The following is a 17303-nucleotide window of genomic DNA, read 5'->3' as shown; positions in this document are numbered from 1 at the left end:
TTACTTTTTATTGGAATGTCGGTTTTGTAAAATACTTACTACCTGTTGCAATGTATAACCTTTTGCGTTAAGTAATACCAAATAATGGAACATCAGATCGGCCGCTTCGTTCAGAAAAAGGGCTTCGTTGCTATCTTTTGCCTCAATAACCAGCTCCACAGCTTCTTCGCCCACTTTTTGGGCAATTTTATTGATGCCTTTGTTAAAAAGCTGTTTTACATACGATTTCTCGTCTTCGCTTTTCTTACGCAATTCAATGATATCCTGCAGGTAATACAAAAAATCATCGGAGTGGTTGCGTTCGCTCCAGCAGGTATCTGCACCGGTATGGCAGGTGGGCCCCAGGGGCTGGGCTTTAACCAGCAGGGTGTCGTTATCACAATCGCTCAGGATTTCCTTTACCAGCAGGTGGTTGCCGCTCTCCTCGCCTTTTGTCCACAACCGTTTTTTGCTGCGGCTGAAAAAGGTCACTTTTCCTTCACTCATAGTTTTGTGCAGGGCTTCTTCGTTCATAAAACCCATCATCAACACCTTGTGGGTGGTAAAATCCTGGATGATAGCCGGCACCAGGCCATCGCTGTATTTATTGAAATCTACCTTCATGATCGTCGGTTAAATTATATAAGTATCATCTTCTGGTTTATCGCTCGCTTCATTGTTCGTTTCGGTATGTTGCTTCCTCGTCGTCTCAAAAAATTGCTGTAATGTTTCCTCTCTTCTTTCCCGCCATTGCTCCCGCCGGTCGTCACGTTTACGCTGTAAATACCGGTTAAAGTATATAAATATCAACAGGGCAGTAATGGCTACTAAAAATACAAATTGCATAGGGTTACATTCTTACAGCTATCTGTTTTTTCTGCAAATATCCCTTTAAATCGGGAATTGCTATTTCTTTAAAGTGAAATATGCTGGCGGCCAGGGCGGCATCGGCCTGAGCCTGTTCAAAAACATCCACAAAATGCTCCATGGCGCCACCGCCACCAGATGCAATAACCGGTACCGGCAGTTGCGTGGCCAGCGTACGGGTAATATCTAAGGCAAAACCCGCTTTGGTTCCATCGTGGTTCATGGAGGTGAGTAAGATTTCTCCGGCACCCAGGTCAACCGCCTGTTTAGCCCAGTCAAAACAACGGGCTTCGGTTTTGGTACGGCCCCCATTCAGGTATACATACCATTCGCCATCTTCTTCCTGGCGGGTATCTATCGCCAATACCACACACTGGCTGCCGAATTCCTTCGCCAGGTCATTTATCAACTGTGGGTTTTTAAAGGCAGCGGTATTCACCGAGATCTTATCGGCGCCATTCTGCAGCAAAGCACTTACATCATCCACACTGCTGATGCCGCCGCCCACCGTAAATGGAATATTAATGTGGTGCGCAATGCGGTTTACCAGCTCCCGCAATGTTTTCCGTTTTTCAACCGTAGCTGTTATATCCAAAAACACCAGTTCATCGGCGCCCTGTTGTGCATATAAAGCACCCAGCTCCACCGGATCACCGGCATCACGAAGATTTACAAAATTGGTCCCCTTCACCGTACGGCCATCTTTTATGTCTAAGCAGGGGATTATTCGTTTACATAACATGATTTTCTATTTTAATTGTGGCCAATCGGCAAACAGTAGCAGGGCAAAGGGCAGAAGGCAAAGGGCAAAGAACCGCGTCGCGGCAACCCTGAACTCTGAACTTGGAACCCTGAACTAAAAAACCTAATAACCTATGAACCTAATAACTCAAACTTAAAACCAGTAACATTCAACGTTAAACTTAAAACTTCTTAAGTTCATCCAACGATATTCTATTTTCATAAATGGCTTTACCCACAATCGCTCCAGTACAACCAATCTCTGCCAAAGCTTCCAGATCAGCCACATTACTCACTCCCCCACTGGCAATAAAATGCAGGGAAGGAAAACGCTCAATGATCTTTTTATACAACGCTGTTGACGGACCTGCCAGTAACCCATCCTTGCTTACATCGGTACAAAATACCTGTTGCACGCCATGACCGATGTATTTCTGCAGGAAGTCGTAGATGGTAATATCGGTTGTTTCGAGCCAGCCACCCACTGTGATCTTTTCGTCTTTTACATCGGCGCCTAACAGAAACTTTTCAGCGCCGTAGGTCAACAACCATTTTACAAATTCAAATTCATTCTTAACGGCCAAACTGCCAATGGTAGCCAACGCTGCGCCTGAATCAAATACAATGTTCACATCCTTTTCGGTTTTTATACCGCCGCCAAAATCAATTACCAGCGATGTTTTACCGGCAATAGCTTCCAGCACTTTCCAGTTCTTTACCGCACCTGCTTTAGCGCCATCCAGGTCAACCAGGTGCAGGCGCTGTAAACCGGCGTCTTCAAACTCTTTCGCTACTTCCAACGGGTTCTCATTGTAAATTTTCTTTTGCTCATAATCGCCCTGCGTTAGCCGCACGCATTTCCCATCAATAATATCAATAGCCGGAATGATCTGCATATGCTTTGTTTGCACTAATTGTTTTTCCATTTTAATAAAATCGAGCCCATATTGCTGCCAGGTTTTTCCTGTGGCCTGCATCCCGAACTTTTTATAAATGGCGGTAGCCGTTAACCGGGCATTGCACCAGATGTTTTGTTTACCCTGCTGATGCGCCCAATCCATTACATATTGTAACAGCCTGGTGCCGTACCCTTTGCCCTGCCAGTTGGTTCTGGTAGCAAACTTTCTGAATTGTACGGAGCCATTCCTGTCAAAGACCGAGATCACCGAAACCAACTCGCCACTGTCGTACAAACCCCAGTGCAGGCCCTTTTCATCATCTTCCAGCTGTACAAACGAGATGCTTTCCTGTGGGTACATCACGGCCTGCCGCATGGCCCACACTTCGTTCAGGGGAACAGGTTGTATTGGCATATTACAAACTCAAAAAGTTTTTCAGGATCAGTTCGCCTGCTTTGGCGCTTTTCTCGGGGTGAAACTGTACACCATAAAAATTATCCCGTTGCAGGGCCGAACTGTATGGTTGTACATAGTCTGTTGTGGCAATGGTGTGTTCACCCAATGCTGCGTAATAGCCATGTACAAAATAACAATAACTGTTTTCGGGTAAGTCCGCAAACAGTTTTGTTTTCAGGTTAAAGATGTTATTCCAGCCAATCTGCGGAACCTTCAATTCACCGTTCTTCGGCGTAAATTGCTGAACATGCTCATCAAAGATGCCTAAGCAGGTGGTATCATTCTCTTCGCTGTAGGCGCACATCAGTTGCATGCCCAAACAAATACCCAATACAGGCTGTTGCAGGTTTTTGATAACCGTATCCAGCTTATGTTCTTTCAGGTAGCGCATGGCGCTGCTGGCCTCCCCTACTCCGGGAAAGATCACTTTGCCGGCGCTTTTTATCTGTTCAACATCATCGGTCACCACGGCATTTACGCCAATGCGTTCCAGCGCATACAATACCGACTGTATATTCCCTGCATTATATTTTATGATTACCAGGTCCATTCTTTATCTCAGCTTTTAATATCAGTTATAAACTTTTTGGTAACGCCCGCTACATCGCTGGTACTTTCCAGCGCCTTGATGAACGCCGTGCCGATAATGGCGCCATTGGCGTGTTCACAGGCCTGTTGAAAGGTTGCTTTGTCTTTTATGCCAAAGCCTACCAGTACGGGATTCTTCAATTTCATATCCTGCAGCTTTTGCAGGTAGTTGTTCACGGCGTTCATGTCTTTGTCTTTACCCGTGGTAGAAGAGGAAGACACGGCATACAGGAAACCGGTGCTTAAACTATCCAGCCTGCGAATGCGCTCCCCGGAGGTTTCGGGTGTAACCAGGAAAATAAAGTTCAATCCATAGCGCTGCATAATTGGACCATATTCCGTTTCAAATTCATACTCCGGAAGATCAGGCAGGATGAGGCCATCGATGGGCATATCTGCTGCATCCTGGCAGAACCGTTCAAAACCGTATTGTAAAACCGGGTTCATGTAACCCATTAAAATAACCGGCACATATATCTCTTTTCTAAAACCTCTTAACTGTTCAAACAAAGTGGCAATGGTCATACCATTGGCAAGGGCCTGGGTGCTGCTTGCCTGGATCACCGGGCCATCGGCCAGCGGATCGCTGTAAGGCATGCCCAGCTCAATCATATCTACCCCGCTATCCTGCAATGCTTTCATTACCGGTACCGTGCTATCCAGTTTTGGATAACCTGCGGTGCAGTACACGTTCAATACGTTATTCTGTTTCTGTTTAAATAGCTCCTGAATTCGACTCATTCTTCTGTTTTTGAAACTTTATGTTCCAGTTTTCAAGTTCCAGGTTACTGGTTTCCCCTGTAACTTGTAACCTGTAACCTGCAACTGCATTTATTTCGATTCCATTGCTTTCATATAAGTAGCCATGTCTTTATCACCTCTTCCACTTAAACAAACCACCACCGTTGAATCTTTTGTGAACATAGCTTTTGCCGGTATAGGCGCTTCTGTTTTTTTAGGTTTCAGCGGGTTCAGAAACTCCAGGCTGGCCAGGGCGTGGGAACTTTCCAACGCGGGGATGATGCCTTCTTTTTGCGCCAGGTTAAAGGCTGCCTGTAAAGCTTCTTCATCGGTAGCGCTTAAGAACACGCCGCGGCCTGAATCATACAGGTTGGCATGCAATGGTCCAATGCCCGGGTAATCAAGCCCTGCAGAAATGCTGTGTGGTTCTACCACCTGTCCATCTTCGGTTTGCATTACCAGGCTTTTGCTGCCATGCAATACCCCTGGCTTACCTAACTGCGTGGTAGCAGCGCTTAAGCCGCTGTGTACGCCATGTCCGGCCGCTTCTACAGCTACCAGTTGTACGGTTGGCTCTTCCAGGAAATGATAAAATGTACCGGCTGCATTACTGCCGCCGCCTACACAGGCCAGTACGTGGGAAGGCAATTCAGTACCTGCCTGTTCTTTTAACTGGTAACGGATTTCTTCACTGATGATACTTTGAAAACGTGCTACCATATCAGGATATGGGTGCGGTCCAACCACACTGCCAATTATATAGTGAGTATCCACGGGATTGTTGATCCAGTCGCGGATAGCTTCATTGGTAGCATCTTTCAATGTTTTGCTGCCGCTGGTTGCAGGGATCACCGTAGCGCCCAGCATTTTCATGCGGGCCACATTGGGCGCCTGCCGCTCGATGTCTTTTTCACCCATATACACAATACACTCCACTCCTTTCAACGCACATACAGTGGCGGTAGCCACACCGTGTTGGCCGGCGCCGGTTTCGGCGATAATGCGTTTTTTGCCCAGGCGCTCTGCCAGTAAGATCTGGCCGAGGGCATTATTCAGTTTATGCGAACCGGTATGACACAGGTCTTCCCGTTTCAGGTAAATCTGCGTACCGTATTGTTCACTCAGGCGTTTGGCATAATACAGCGGCGAAGGCCGGCCTACATAATCGTGCAACAGAGCCTTATATTCTTTCTGGAAAGCAGGATCGTAAATAATGTCGAGGTATTTTGAACGCAGCTCTTCCACATTGCGGTGCAGCATTTCGGGAATGAATGCGCCACCGAACTTTCCATAATACCCCTGTACATTTGGTTGTTGATATGTTGTTGTTGTCGTCATTTTCAAAATTGTTTAAGTATTATCCTTCTACCGGTTCTGCAGGTGTTTTTAGCATCAACTGCATAAAGGTGAGGTCGAGCCAGCGACCAAACTTATAACCCACCTGGGTAAAATGGCCTACTTCTTTAAATCCAAAACGCTCGTGCAATCTTATACTCACTGCATTGGTGGAGTCAATGCCTGCCACAATGGTATGCATGTCCAGTTCCTCCGCTGCTTTTATCAATGGCTGCAGCAACAGTTTACCAATGCCTTTACCCCGTTGACTGGCCGCTACATAGATCGAATTCTCCACTGAATATTTATACGCTGCCCACGCACGCCACGGCCCAATGGAACTAAAACCTATTACCTGTCCGCCTGCTGAGGCTACAAATACCGGGAAGCCCTGCGCCTCTTTTATCCGGAACCACTGCTTCCGCATTTCCAGCGTATGCGCTTCATAGTCGTACACCGCGGTAGTATTCAGCACCGCGTCGTTGTAAATCTCCAGGATAGCTTCCAGGTCAGTTTCTCTGGCCGTTCGTATTTGGATCATAGAATAAGTTTAATACTTGCTGTTCAATCTGGTGACAAACTCCTTCACTTTCGACATGTCTTTAATACCCGGACTTATCTCAAACTTACTATTGATATCTACCGCAAACAACCCTTTGCCTATTGGCAGGGTGGCAAACTCGTTCAACCTGTCTTCATCGCCTGGTTCAATACCGCCACTAAGGAAAAAAGGTTTGCCGATGGTAGCGTCTTTTAACATGTTCCAGTTGAATTTAACGCCCGTGCCGCCGTAACCGGCGCCCATGGTATCGAACATAAACATATCGCATACATCCATATAATTTTTGATCATCCATTCAATATTATCGTTCTCACTAATGCGGAATGCTTTTACCACCGATACGTAGTCAGCGATCTTTTCGCAATATTTGGGCGATTCATCGCCGTGCAGCTGTACCATGTGCAAGCGGCATTCATCAACCATATGCAGCACTTCTTCAATGGAGGCATTTACAAATACGCCTACCTTGTTAACATTGTTTTCTTTCCTGATCTGGCTGGTGGTAAGGCCTTTGAAAACATAGCGCGGACTTTTCGGATAAAAAATAAATCCCGCAAATGTTACGCCCAGGCTTTCTAATTGTTCCAGCTGTTCGGGCAGTGTCATACCGCAAACTTTTACTCGCATAGCGTAGTCAGATTTTAAGTGTTAGGGTTGTGGCCATGCAATCGCCTTGTTATTTAGTTTCCAGTTGCGCTATGAATGTATGAAATGCCTCGCCGGGTTGGGCTTCTTTCATAAAATTCTCTCCAATCAGGAATCCACGAAAACCATTTTGTTTGAAGAGCTGAATGTTAGCAACAGAACTGATCCCGCTTTCGGCAATTTTGATCTTGCCGGCCGGAATGCGTTCTGCCATTCTCAGGCTCCGCTCAATGTCTACCTCAAAAGTTTTCAGGTTGCGGTTGTTGATGCCTACCAGTTTCGTCTCGTCACAAATATGTTCCAGCTCTTCTTCGGCATGTAACTCCAGCAATACTTCCAACTGTAAAGAAGCCGCAAAAGATGCCAACCGTTTAACTTCAGCCGGTGTCAGGCAGGCTGCAATTAACAGGATCACATCGGCCCCCATGGACCTGGCTTCCACAATCTGGTATTCATCGATCATGAAATCCTTACGCAGAATAGGCACCTGGTTAATTCTTGCTTTTATCAGGTCGGCAGTACTGCCGCCAAAAAATTGTTCATCGGTGAGTACGGATAAACCCGAAGCGCCATAGCGGGCATAAGCGGAAGTAACTGCTGCCACATCTGCCTCGCCATTGATAATGCCTTTAGATGGCGACTTCCGTTTAAACTCGGCAATAATGCCGGTTTTGGCGTCATCGAGCAAAAACTGCCCGAGCGACAATATAGAACGTTTAAACCCTTCCTGTTGTTCCAGTTCCTGTACGGAGGTTTGTTTTTTCCGCTCCGCTACCTCTGCTCTTTTGTGCTCAATTATTTTGTCAAGAATATTCATTATTACAAACGATCATTTGTGAATTTAAATCGGCTGGTGAGTTGTCAGTGGTCAACTCTACTGCAACGCTATCAGTTTTTGTAAAGCCTGATTGGCCTTTCCACTTTCCAGACTGTCCACAGCGGCGCCATACGCATCCTCGTAGCTTTTATAGCTACCGGTGCAATGCAAGGCCATGGCGGCGTTCGCCATTACCACGGCATTCTGCGCCCAGCTGCCTTCGCCCTTTAATATTTTGGTGAACAGTTTGGCGGCTTCTTCCACGGTATTGCCACCATAAATATCGGCAGGGTTAACCATCCGTTTGCCCAACTGCTCGGGCGTCATGATCTTTTCGCCATTGTTGGTGATCACTTTGGTATCGTTGGTCAGCGAGATCTCATCGTATCCATCCAGTCCATGAATAATGGTAAAGGCTCTATCTGTTAATTGCAACAGGTAATTATAGATGCGCGCCATCTCCAGGTTGTATACTCCCACCAACTGAAACGGCGGAAACGCCGGGTTTACCATGGGTCCTAACATATTGAAGAAGGTGCGCATACCCAGGTTCTTCCTGATTGGTCCTACCGTTTTTAATGCCGGGTGAAACAACGGCGCATGTAAAAAACAGATATTGGCCTCATCCACTTCTTTCTTCAACCTGTCGGGGTCGTTCTTCATCTTATAACCCAGCTGCTCCATTACGTTGGAAGCGCCGCTGATAGAAGAAGCTCCATAGTTACCATGCTTCGCCACCTTTTGCCCCGTACCGGCCACAATAAAGCAACTAAGTGTGGAGATGTTAAAGGTGTTCTTTCCATCCCCGCCGGTACCCACAATGTCAATAACCGGGAAACCGTTCAGGTCTACTTTTACACACAACTCCAGCAAGGCATCCTGAAATCCCTGCAACTCTTCGATGGTTACACTACGCATGAGGTATACAGTCATAAAGGCCGTTACTTCATGTTCGTTATAAACACCTTTACCAATGTTCAGCAAAACGTCTTTCGCCTGCTCGCGGTTAAGAGTTTTATGTTCAAACAGGTATTGTAATATTTTTTTCATACACTATGATTTCAACCAGTTACGTAATATTTCTTCACCCCTTGGAGTCAGTACACTCTCCGGATGAAACTGCACCCCCTGCACATCATATGTTTTATGCTGCAGGGCCATGATGAAGTTGTTGGCATCGCGGGCGGTGATCTCTAAGTCTTTGGGAAAACCATCTTCACTCACTACCCAGCTGTGATAACGGCCTACTTCAAATTCATCGGGCAAGCCATCGAAGAGTGAGTGGTGAGTAGGGAGTGGTGAGTGGGTTACCTCAGTCGAAGTCTCCGCTTGTTTTTTACTCTTTCCGGTTTCACGTTTCACAGCCTGTCCCGACTGGTCGGGATTTGCCTTTTCACGATTACCGATTGCCGATTGCCGATTCACGATCTGCACGGGCGTTGCTACGCCATGATACACCGTGCTCAGGTTAGTCAGCTTGCCGCCAAATGCCTGGCCAATGGCCTGGTGGCCCAAACACACACCCAGGATCGATTTGCTGGCAGCATATTCCTTTATCAGGGGCAGTAACAAGCCAGCCTCTTCGGGTATACCGGGACCGGGCGATAAAATGATCTTATCATACGCTTTTACATCTTCCAAAGGGATCTGGTCGTTGCGGTATACATCTACTTTCTGATGCAGGATCTTTTCAACCAGGTGAACCAGGTTATAGGTAAAAGAGTCGTAATTATCGAAAACAAGGATTTTCATGTTCAGTAATGTTATGGTGCCAAAGTGTGCGACGCAACCGGTGTTGCTCTATGTTCCTTCAGCTGGGTACCAATTAAATTATTTCCTGAGCAAATACGATGGCTTTTTTCAGCGCACCCAGTTTGTTATTTACTTCCTGTAATTCACTTTCTGGTTTGCTGGCGGCTACTACACCGGCGCCGGCCTGGTAAATCAGTTTGTTCTGGCGGCTCATAAAGGTGCGGATCATAATGGCGTGATTGCATTGTCCATCAAAACCCATGAACCCGATGGCGCCCCCATAATAACTGCGAGAGGTGGGTTCAAAAGCATCGATCAGCTCCATGGCCTTGAACTTAGGCGCACCGCTCAATGTACCAGCCGGAAAGGTTTTGGCCAGTAGTGAGAAAGGATTGCTGCCGGCACGCACTTTACCGCTCACTTCACTTACCAGGTGTATTACGTGCGAATAATATTGTACTTCACGATAGTGGTCCACTTTTACTTCATCGCACAGGCGGCTGAGGTCGTTACGCGCCAGATCAACCAGCATTACATGCTCTGCATTTTCCTTGGCATCCAGTAACAGGCGTTCCGCTTCGCGCTGATCGGTTTCATCATCACCGGTTCGTTTAAAGGTACCTGCTATGGGGTGCACTACTGCTTTGCCATTTTGCATAATCAGCTGCGCTTCGGGTGAAGAACCCATCAGTTTGTAATCACCATAATCGAAGAAAAACAAATAAGGCGAAGGGTTGATGCTGCGCAGGGCGCGGTACACGGCAAACTCATCGCCGGTAAAACCCTGTTCAAAACAACGGCTCAGCACTATCTGAAACACATCGCCCCGTAAACAACTTTGAATACCCTTCTTCACCATATCCATATAGTCGTTATCGGTCATGTTGGATGCTTCGGGACCTTTTGTTTTAAAAGGATAAACCGGTACATCTTTACTGCGGATCAACGACTCCACCATCTGCACTTCACTTTCCACACCGGGCATGGTGTTTTCGCAGATGTACAGTTCGTCTTTATGATGATTGATAGCAATTACGTATTGATACAGGCGATACCGCATAAGAGGAACAACAGGCAGCCCGTTGGGAGATTTGCGCTCGATGCCGAGGTGAATGGTATCAAAAAACTGAACGGCGTCGTAAGTGGTATAGCCGTATAAGCCCTGGGCGAATTTTGTTTCGCGGCCGGCGCCGGGTGTTACCTCAAAGCGCTGCATAAATTCCCACAGTTTCTCAGGTACTTCGGCGCTGTTGGTAATGGCTGCTTTTTCAGGGGGCAGGCCAGGCAATTTAAATTCAATGCTTTTGGAAGAAGTGATCTCAATGCCCGCTATGGCATTGATACAAATGAAAGAGTAACTGTTGTCTGCTGCATGGTGGTCGGTACTTTCCAGCAGTACTGTATCGCGAAAGCGATCGCGCACCCGGAGGTAAATGCCTACCGGCGTGAACACATCGGCCAGCAACTTTTTACAATTGGTAGTAATATTTATCTTTTTCATTAATCAGCCGCATTAAGAACAGTCAAAAAAAAACCCCGACGGAGGCGTCGGGGCTGAATATGGTGTTAAAATAACATCAAACAGTAGCTTACAAGCCCCTTTTAGAGTCTGTATGCCACCACCAATGATTATTTTGTAATTGCTTTTTCATTATGCTTACAAAAGTGCTATGCAAAAATGACTTAACCAAATTTTTTTTAAAAAGCCTACAAATTTTGTCGGGAACGGCGCTCAAGCAACGCACTCATCAGTGCCATCGCCCTTTCATGGGGTAAGGTACTGCCTGCCTCCAACTGTTTGATCGATTCCTGCAACCTGGCGAGCTGTTCAGGCGTTAATTCATCCAGAATATCATACTCATTATCGTCATTGTCATCATCCTCTTCAGGCAGATCAACATCTTCAGGTAGCTCTTCCTTCAAATTCTTCTTATCCATAACCAACAATTTAAATAAAAATACGATTTTTACCCCCTGAATTGCACCCGGGCCGGAATCAGTTGAAAACGATCAACATACGACCATTGCAATCACCCCCAAACCGTTCGCTGTAATTCATTATTGCTTTATTCCTATTTTACTATGGTAATACAACACAAACAATTACACGGGAAAGGTATGTTTTATGTGGGCCAGGACGGCGCCATACTGGCCGAAATGGTGTACACAATGACCACTCCTACCAAAATGACCATCGAGCACACCGAAGTAGACGATTCTTTAGCCGGAAAAGGTGTAGGAAAGCAATTGGTGTTCACCGCTGTTGAATATGCCCGTACCCATAACATCAAGATCGTGCCCCTCTGCCCCTTCGCCAAATCGGTGTTTGATAAGGTATTGGAGTGGCATGATGTACTGGCCTAATGCAGAGGTTGAAAACAATAGCAGGCTAAAAGCCTAAAGCGGAAAGCTGAAAGCAAAACAATGTATTTACTTTCAGCTTTAACCTTACGGCTTTAGGCTTTTAACAGGAGCCTATCAATATTTCAACTGCCTTTTATATAACTGAACAGTATTCTCATATCCCAGATATAAGGCATCACTTATCAGGGCATGCCCTATGGATACTTCCAGCAAGCCAGGGATGTTTTGCGAAAAATACGCCAGGTTGGTAAGGTCAAGGTCGTGACCGGCATTAATGCCCAACCCCAGTTCATTGGCCCGTTTAGCGGCGGTTACATAACTGGCAATGGCCTGCTCTTTGTTATTCGTATACTCCCGGGCGTAGGCTTCGGTATACAGTTCAATCCGATCGGTGCCGGTTTCGGCCGCGCCATTCACCATGTCGATAACGGGATCTACAAAGATCGATACCCGGATACCAGCCCCTTTAAAGGTCTGGATCATCTCCCGCAGGTAATCGCGGTGTTGAATGGTATCCCACCCGTGGTCACTGGTCAATTGTCCTTCGGCATCAGGCACCAGTGTTACCTGGTGAGGCTGGGTTTCCAGTACCAGGTCGATAAACTTTTGTTCGCGGCAGTTGCCTTCAATATTAAATTCGGTGGTGATGATCTTTCTAATGGCCCGCACATCGCTGTAGCGGATATGCCTTTCATCGGGCCTGGGATGAACCGTTACGCCATCTGCACCAAAACGCTCTGCATCGATGGCCGCTTTTACTACATCGGGATTATTACCGCCGCGGCTATTGCGCAACGTGGCAAATTTGTTGATGTTTACACTCAGCTTTGTCATGCCCAAAATTACAGTAACTGACAATAAAAAGGAGTTGTTTTTGCAAACAACTCCTGCGGGGTTAGGGGTTTGAAATATTCTCTAGCCTTTTGACATATGGGTGCTGTATAACACGTCTCCTTCCAGATCTACAATGTCCAGCGAGTATACGCCCGAAGGCAAAAATTCCACTTCGCTGATATTCGTTATGTTTATTCCTTTTACCAGAAACCAGCTGAACATTTTTACGATCTTATCGTCTTCATCAAACATCCGCACAATTACATGTTTGCCTTGTGCACACGTTACATCAAGCGTTATGGAAGTAAAAAACGGGTTAGGACGCACAACAACTTTAGGGATCATATTTTCTGGGTTTGGAACCTTGGGGGCACCTTCGTTACCACCTGATCCGGTTTGGTCAATTTGTAATATCCTGCTTAATTTCTGCCGCATTGAAACAGCGTTTTTTTCTGCTTTGTGCTTATCTGGGTTATGGTTATGGCTTAATGGTATCACAAAGTATCGTTTTGTTAGAGGTTACTAATGGAATGCCACTTTTCAACACATTCATAATCAGTCAGATGAATCATAAGCAGTTAGTTCGTTGTCTCAGTTTGGGATAAAATTTTATTAATTTGGGAAACCGAAATCGCTTTACTACATGTTTCCCTTTTACCAGGTAAAGTAACCTGTACAGGTTTTTGCATCTCAAGCGGTGAAACCACTTACTTTTCTACTCTTGCACTGCATAAAATCTGGCCCTTTTCGTCCATTACATCAAGCAGGTATGATCCATTGCCTAATTTGTTTAAATTATTAATATTGCTGATATTAATTCCTTTCTTCAGTTTCCATAAAAAAAGACTAATGATCTTTCCGGTTGTATCTGCCATTCTTACTACACCCGGACGATCTTCCGTAGTCGTTATCTCCAGGGTAAGTGATGAAATAAATGGGTTGGGACGGGTTGATATCACATTTACTGCCATCATACGCTAATCTTTTAAAGGGTTTTAGAGTTGTTTTGCTATCATGTTCTTGTTCTGTGATTAAGTATTCGATTAAAATGCCAAAAAACAACTTCCTGTAAAACAATAAGTTGCACAACCCATGTTGTTACACTTATTCTCATTTCCGGAAAAAGAGTTATAAAACGGGAAAGCAGGCAAAAGGCAAAGGGCAAAAGGCAGAGGGCAGAGATGGGTAAGTTTTCCATTAATTACAGGCAGGTAAAACTGGCTCTGATCCAGGTTCATACTATAGATATCCCGGAGATATCCCGGATATGTCTCCGATATATCCCCGAGATATCCCGCCCCTTATTAACAGCCGGGATATCTCAGGTTTAAGACCTGTATATTTCCTGCTTATACCCGAAAATATATGGTTTGTGCCTGAGTTTATAATAACAGGAACGGGCCACCCATATAGGTGACCCGCTGTAAATATTTTGAGCCTGCTATTTTTCCATGATTATCTCTGCCCTTTGCCCTCTGCCTTCTGCCCTTTTAAAATCTCGCTACCAGCTTCAAATTCAGCAACCGGGGCGTAAGCCGGTTAGGCATGGCAAAAACGGTGTTGGAGAAATCTTTAATCAGCATGTAGGAGATGGTATTGTCCCGGTCAATCAGGTTGAACACTTCCAGTGTAGCCCAGATGTTCTCAAAATTGCGGAAGGGACTATGGCTGCGGCGGTTGCTTTTTTCGCTATCCAGCAGCAGGGCGCTAAAACCTACATCAATGCGGATGTAAGGGTCGATGATGAGCGCATTGCGGTATTTTACACTACCCGGAATGTTATAAGGCAGGTTGCTGCCATACAGGAAGTTCAGGTATACTTTGAAATTCTTATTGGTGCTGAGGTAATCCTGCAGAAACATTCCAAAAGTGAGAAACCGATCGGTGGGGCGGCGTAACCAGCCTGCTTCTTTCTGGGTACTGTCTTTTATGCCGCCCAGGGAATCGAGCGTATAATCGTAATATTTATCGCCTTTCAGGTTTTCGCGGGTGCGCATAAAACCCAGACTGATCCAGCTTTCGGCGTCTTTTACCAACTCGCCAAAGATGCGGGTTTCCAAACCGGCGGCGTAGGCCTTCGCCATGTTCTCGCCAAAATAACGGATGCGCACATTGTCGATATCGTAAGGCACTACGTCCCACATATTCTTATAATAGGCTTCCACCGTCCAGCGGAAGGGGCGGTTGCCCGAGCGGAAATTATAATCGAACCCAGCCGATGTTTGCCAGCTTTTCTGGGCTTTCAGGTTGGTATTCACCGTTCCATCATACCGGCGTAATTCGCGGTAAAACGGTGGCTGGTTATAAATACCCAACGAGCCGCGGAAAATAATATCCCGCCGCCAATGGGCTGGCTTCCAGGAGGCGCCCAAACGCGGCGATACCAGGAATTCATTATTCAGGTCGTTGTAATTATAACGCACGCCAGCCTGCAAAATCACGCCCATGGAATCGTGTAAAATGATATTATCCTGGATAAAACCGCTCAACCGGTTAATGGTGAGGTTGGCTTTTGAGTTCAACAGACTGCTCAACGCCAGGTTATTGGGGTCATAAGGCAGGCTGTAACCAGCCGAATCCTGGTATTCCCATTCATGGAGTTTATCGTTCACGGTTTGGCGCTCTGCGCTTTGTCCCCATTGCAGGTAATGATGGCCCAGGTCGAGGTAGCCTTTGTGGGAAGCATTCCAAACCTGGATGTTGAGTTTATTACGGGCATAGTTTTGATACAGGCCCGCTCCCAGCGGATTATTAATTAACCCGAAATCGGATTTACTTTTATCAAACTCGCGTTCACCAAAAATATAAGCGCCGGTAATGTCTATGCCTTCGCGTTCATCATTCTCAAACCGGCTCAGCATCCATTTCAACCGCAGGCTCTTTTTGGGTTGTTGTATAAACGACAACCCCACCATGTTGGTGCGGTAGCGGTCTTCTTCCCGGCCCGAGAAATAGATATCCATACCCAGGTTGGCGCTGAAGTAAGGCGAGAAAACAGAAGAGGTAAGCTGACTGAACTGCGGGATCAGGGTAAATTTGGTTTGCGAGATATTTCCCAATAATTCTATGCTGTTCTTTGCATTGATCTGGTAGGTTAATAAAGCTTGCAGGTCGTTGGAGGAGGGCACGTAATTGCCCTGTGTTTCCTGGCTTTTAAACAGGTTGCGCATACTGCGGTTACGCACGCCTATGAGGTAAGTAAACTTGTTATCTTTTGTAATGCCTTCCAGGTGCAGGCCCTGTTCCAGCAAACCTGCATAGGCAGATCCGCCAAACTGCCGCGGCTTTTTATATTGAATATCCAGCACCGACGACATTTTATCGCCATACTTGGCCTGAAACCCGCCATTGTAAAAGCTTACATTGCGCGTCATTTCGGGATTGATGAAACTTAATCCTTCCTGCTGACCACTGCGTACCAGGTACGGCCGGAATACTTCAAAATCGTTTACGTAAATCAGGTTCTCATCATAACTGCCGCCGCGTACATTGTATTGAGAGGTGAGCTCATTGTTAGAACCGACGAAGACTTTTATCAGGCTTTCTATTCCCCCCACCGGGGCAGGAATGTTGATGGCATTTTTGGGATTGATGATCACCAGTCCGGCCTCGCGCCGTTGCCGCTCGTTGGTGATAACTACAGGTTCCAGTTCGCGGGCGCCTCGTTCGAGCCTCACCACCACCCTTTCTTCTTCATTTTCGTTCAGCAGGAAATTGCGTTGCTCGGTTTTATAGCCGGTATAACTGAATACGAGGGCAAATGCTTTATCGGCAGGTACTTTCAGTTTGAAGGTACCGGAATCGGAAGTGACGACGCCTTTCAGCCGTCCCAGGATCACTACAGATACATTATCCAGGGGTTGCTCATTATCTCCTACCACCCGGCCTGATACCCAGGCCGCCTTTTTCTGTGCTACCACATTACCGGATATACAAACTGCAATAAAGACCAGTAAATAAGGAACGAATTTCACCCGGGTAAAGTTTTTGTTGCGGTCGAAATTAGTTGAAATTGACGTCATTGTAAACTCAAATTGGGGCTTTTTATTGCCTAAAGGCAGGCTGTAAGCTGTAAGCCGCAAGCTGTAAGCCAAATACAGCTGAAAGCCAATACAAAGCTTCGTGGAAACAGTTGTCCTTCGCTGCGCTCAGGATTGAACTAACAAACTTCAAGAACTAAAGAACTTAATAACTTAAACTAATCCAGGAAGCACCAACCTAAAACTTTAAACTTTCAACTTATAACGTGTATTAGTACTTGCAATTGATCAATATCAATTTACACATAACCTATATTGATAGGCAATGGTAAGTACATTTATGTATTGATGATGGTTGCCTAACCAATATCTGGAAAATCGTTCCATGATGGGGAATCGTTATATGTTTGGCATAGCATTAAATAACTGGTTGTTAATGACTTATACTTTTGGCATTTGATTGGAAAATACTCTGTCAATAATGCGATCAGCAAAAAAGTGAAACAGAGCAGGAAAGCGAAACAGGGTACTTAAATAGAGCAAGGAGACAGAAAGCTGATTGCAATTAATTCCGCTAAATGCGGACAGGCCGTGGGGAACAGACCGGGGGATTGCTAACCTGATTGTAACTAACATCAACATATTTACTTGGAAGGCGTGTTTTCACAGGGGCTGAATGTCTATTCGGCCCATTTTTTTTGTTCTAATCTTTAAAAGCCCCATTTGCAATTCGCTGTAAATAT

Annotated in this window: 19 protein-coding genes; 1 reads left to right on the top strand and 18 read right to left on the bottom strand. The window is 45.9% G+C overall.

Annotation, left to right across the window (positions count from 1 at the left end):
- The 14 genes from hisIE to NIAKO_RS01755 all read right to left on the bottom strand — a co-directional run bounded on the left by hisIE (window position 1) and on the right by NIAKO_RS01755 (window position 11320).
- Window positions 1–603, bottom strand: coding sequence for a bifunctional phosphoribosyl-AMP cyclohydrolase/phosphoribosyl-ATP diphosphatase HisIE (gene hisIE / locus NIAKO_RS01820; protein WP_014216680.1), 603 nt, complete (start codon window positions 601–603; stop codon window positions 1–3).
- A 9-nt stretch (window positions 604–612) separates the two neighbouring features.
- Window positions 613–825 carry a hypothetical protein gene (locus tag NIAKO_RS01815; RefSeq protein WP_014216679.1) on the bottom strand — a complete coding sequence of 71 codons (213 nt, stop codon included), beginning with the start codon at window positions 823–825 and terminating at the stop codon, window positions 613–615.
- A gap of 4 nt (window positions 826–829) precedes the next feature.
- Window positions 830–1588, bottom strand: a complete 759-nt coding sequence (gene hisF / locus NIAKO_RS01810; RefSeq protein WP_014216678.1) for an imidazole glycerol phosphate synthase subunit HisF — start codon at window positions 1586–1588, stop codon at window positions 830–832.
- A 181-nt stretch (window positions 1589–1769) separates the two neighbouring features.
- On the bottom strand, window positions 1770–2900 hold the full coding sequence (hisA, locus tag NIAKO_RS37650) for a 1-(5-phosphoribosyl)-5-[(5-phosphoribosylamino)methylideneamino]imidazole-4-carboxamide isomerase (protein ID WP_014216677.1): 1131 nt from the start codon (window positions 2898–2900) through the stop codon (window positions 1770–1772).
- A gap of 1 nt (window position 2901) precedes the next feature.
- Window positions 2902–3492, bottom strand: coding sequence for an imidazole glycerol phosphate synthase subunit HisH (hisH, locus tag NIAKO_RS01800; protein ID WP_014216676.1), 591 nt, complete (start codon window positions 3490–3492; stop codon window positions 2902–2904).
- 8 nt (window positions 3493–3500) lie between these two features.
- On the bottom strand, window positions 3501–4271 hold the full coding sequence (gene trpA, locus NIAKO_RS01795; protein ID WP_014216675.1) for a tryptophan synthase subunit alpha: 771 nt from the start codon (window positions 4269–4271) through the stop codon (window positions 3501–3503).
- A gap of 90 nt (window positions 4272–4361) precedes the next feature.
- Window positions 4362–5609, bottom strand: coding sequence for a tryptophan synthase subunit beta (gene trpB / locus NIAKO_RS01790; RefSeq protein ID WP_014216674.1), 1248 nt, complete (start codon window positions 5607–5609; stop codon window positions 4362–4364).
- Between the two features lie 19 nt (window positions 5610–5628).
- Entirely contained in the window at window positions 5629–6147 is a 519-nt protein-coding gene (locus NIAKO_RS01785) for a GNAT family N-acetyltransferase (protein ID WP_014216673.1), read from the bottom strand.
- Window positions 6148–6156: 9 nt separating this feature from the next.
- Complete coding sequence (locus NIAKO_RS01780; protein WP_014216672.1) at window positions 6157–6795, bottom strand: phosphoribosylanthranilate isomerase; 639 nt, start codon at window positions 6793–6795, stop codon at window positions 6157–6159.
- Between the two features lie 49 nt (window positions 6796–6844).
- Window positions 6845–7630, bottom strand: a complete 786-nt coding sequence (gene trpC, locus NIAKO_RS01775) for an indole-3-glycerol phosphate synthase TrpC (protein WP_014216671.1) — start codon at window positions 7628–7630, stop codon at window positions 6845–6847.
- A gap of 57 nt (window positions 7631–7687) precedes the next feature.
- Window positions 7688–8680, bottom strand: coding sequence for an anthranilate phosphoribosyltransferase (gene trpD / locus NIAKO_RS01770; protein WP_014216670.1), 993 nt, complete (start codon window positions 8678–8680; stop codon window positions 7688–7690).
- Between the two features lie 3 nt (window positions 8681–8683).
- Entirely contained in the window at window positions 8684–9382 is a 699-nt protein-coding gene (locus NIAKO_RS01765; protein ID WP_014216669.1) for an anthranilate synthase component II, read from the bottom strand.
- A 73-nt stretch (window positions 9383–9455) separates the two neighbouring features.
- On the bottom strand, window positions 9456–10883 hold the full coding sequence (locus tag NIAKO_RS01760; RefSeq protein ID WP_014216668.1) for an anthranilate synthase component I family protein: 1428 nt from the start codon (window positions 10881–10883) through the stop codon (window positions 9456–9458).
- Between the two features lie 206 nt (window positions 10884–11089).
- Window positions 11090–11320, bottom strand: a complete 231-nt coding sequence (locus tag NIAKO_RS01755; RefSeq protein ID WP_014216667.1) for a hypothetical protein — start codon at window positions 11318–11320, stop codon at window positions 11090–11092.
- A gap of 144 nt (window positions 11321–11464) precedes the next feature.
- On the opposite strand from NIAKO_RS01755, the gene NIAKO_RS01750 reads away from it, so the two are divergent.
- Window positions 11465–11746 carry a GNAT family N-acetyltransferase gene (locus tag NIAKO_RS01750; protein WP_014216666.1) on the top strand — a complete coding sequence of 94 codons (282 nt, stop codon included), beginning with the start codon at window positions 11465–11467 and terminating at the stop codon, window positions 11744–11746.
- Window positions 11747–11860: 114 nt separating this feature from the next.
- On the opposite strand, the gene NIAKO_RS01745 is transcribed toward NIAKO_RS01750, so the two are convergent.
- From NIAKO_RS01745 to NIAKO_RS01730, 4 genes are all read right to left on the bottom strand, one after another.
- The gene (locus NIAKO_RS01745; protein WP_014216665.1) at window positions 11861–12580 is read right to left on the bottom strand and encodes a pyridoxine 5'-phosphate synthase; all 720 of its coding nucleotides are present in this window, start codon (window positions 12578–12580) and stop codon (window positions 11861–11863) included.
- Between the two features lie 81 nt (window positions 12581–12661).
- Window positions 12662–12925, bottom strand: coding sequence for a hypothetical protein (locus NIAKO_RS01740; protein WP_133055296.1), 264 nt, complete (start codon window positions 12923–12925; stop codon window positions 12662–12664).
- Window positions 12926–13287: 362 nt separating this feature from the next.
- Window positions 13288–13554, bottom strand: coding sequence for a T9SS type A sorting domain-containing protein (locus tag NIAKO_RS01735; RefSeq protein WP_014216663.1), 267 nt, complete (start codon window positions 13552–13554; stop codon window positions 13288–13290).
- A 516-nt stretch (window positions 13555–14070) separates the two neighbouring features.
- The gene (locus tag NIAKO_RS01730) at window positions 14071–16602 is read right to left on the bottom strand and encodes a TonB-dependent receptor (protein WP_014216662.1); all 2532 of its coding nucleotides are present in this window, start codon (window positions 16600–16602) and stop codon (window positions 14071–14073) included.
- Window positions 16603–17303: the final 701 nt, after the last annotated feature.

Source organism: Niastella koreensis GR20-10 (assembly GCF_000246855.1).
GTDB classification, from domain to species: domain Bacteria; phylum Bacteroidota; class Bacteroidia; order Chitinophagales; family Chitinophagaceae; genus Niastella; species Niastella koreensis.
Note: the sequence above shows the minus strand (reverse complement) of the source record. Positions and strands in the feature narration are given on the sequence as shown.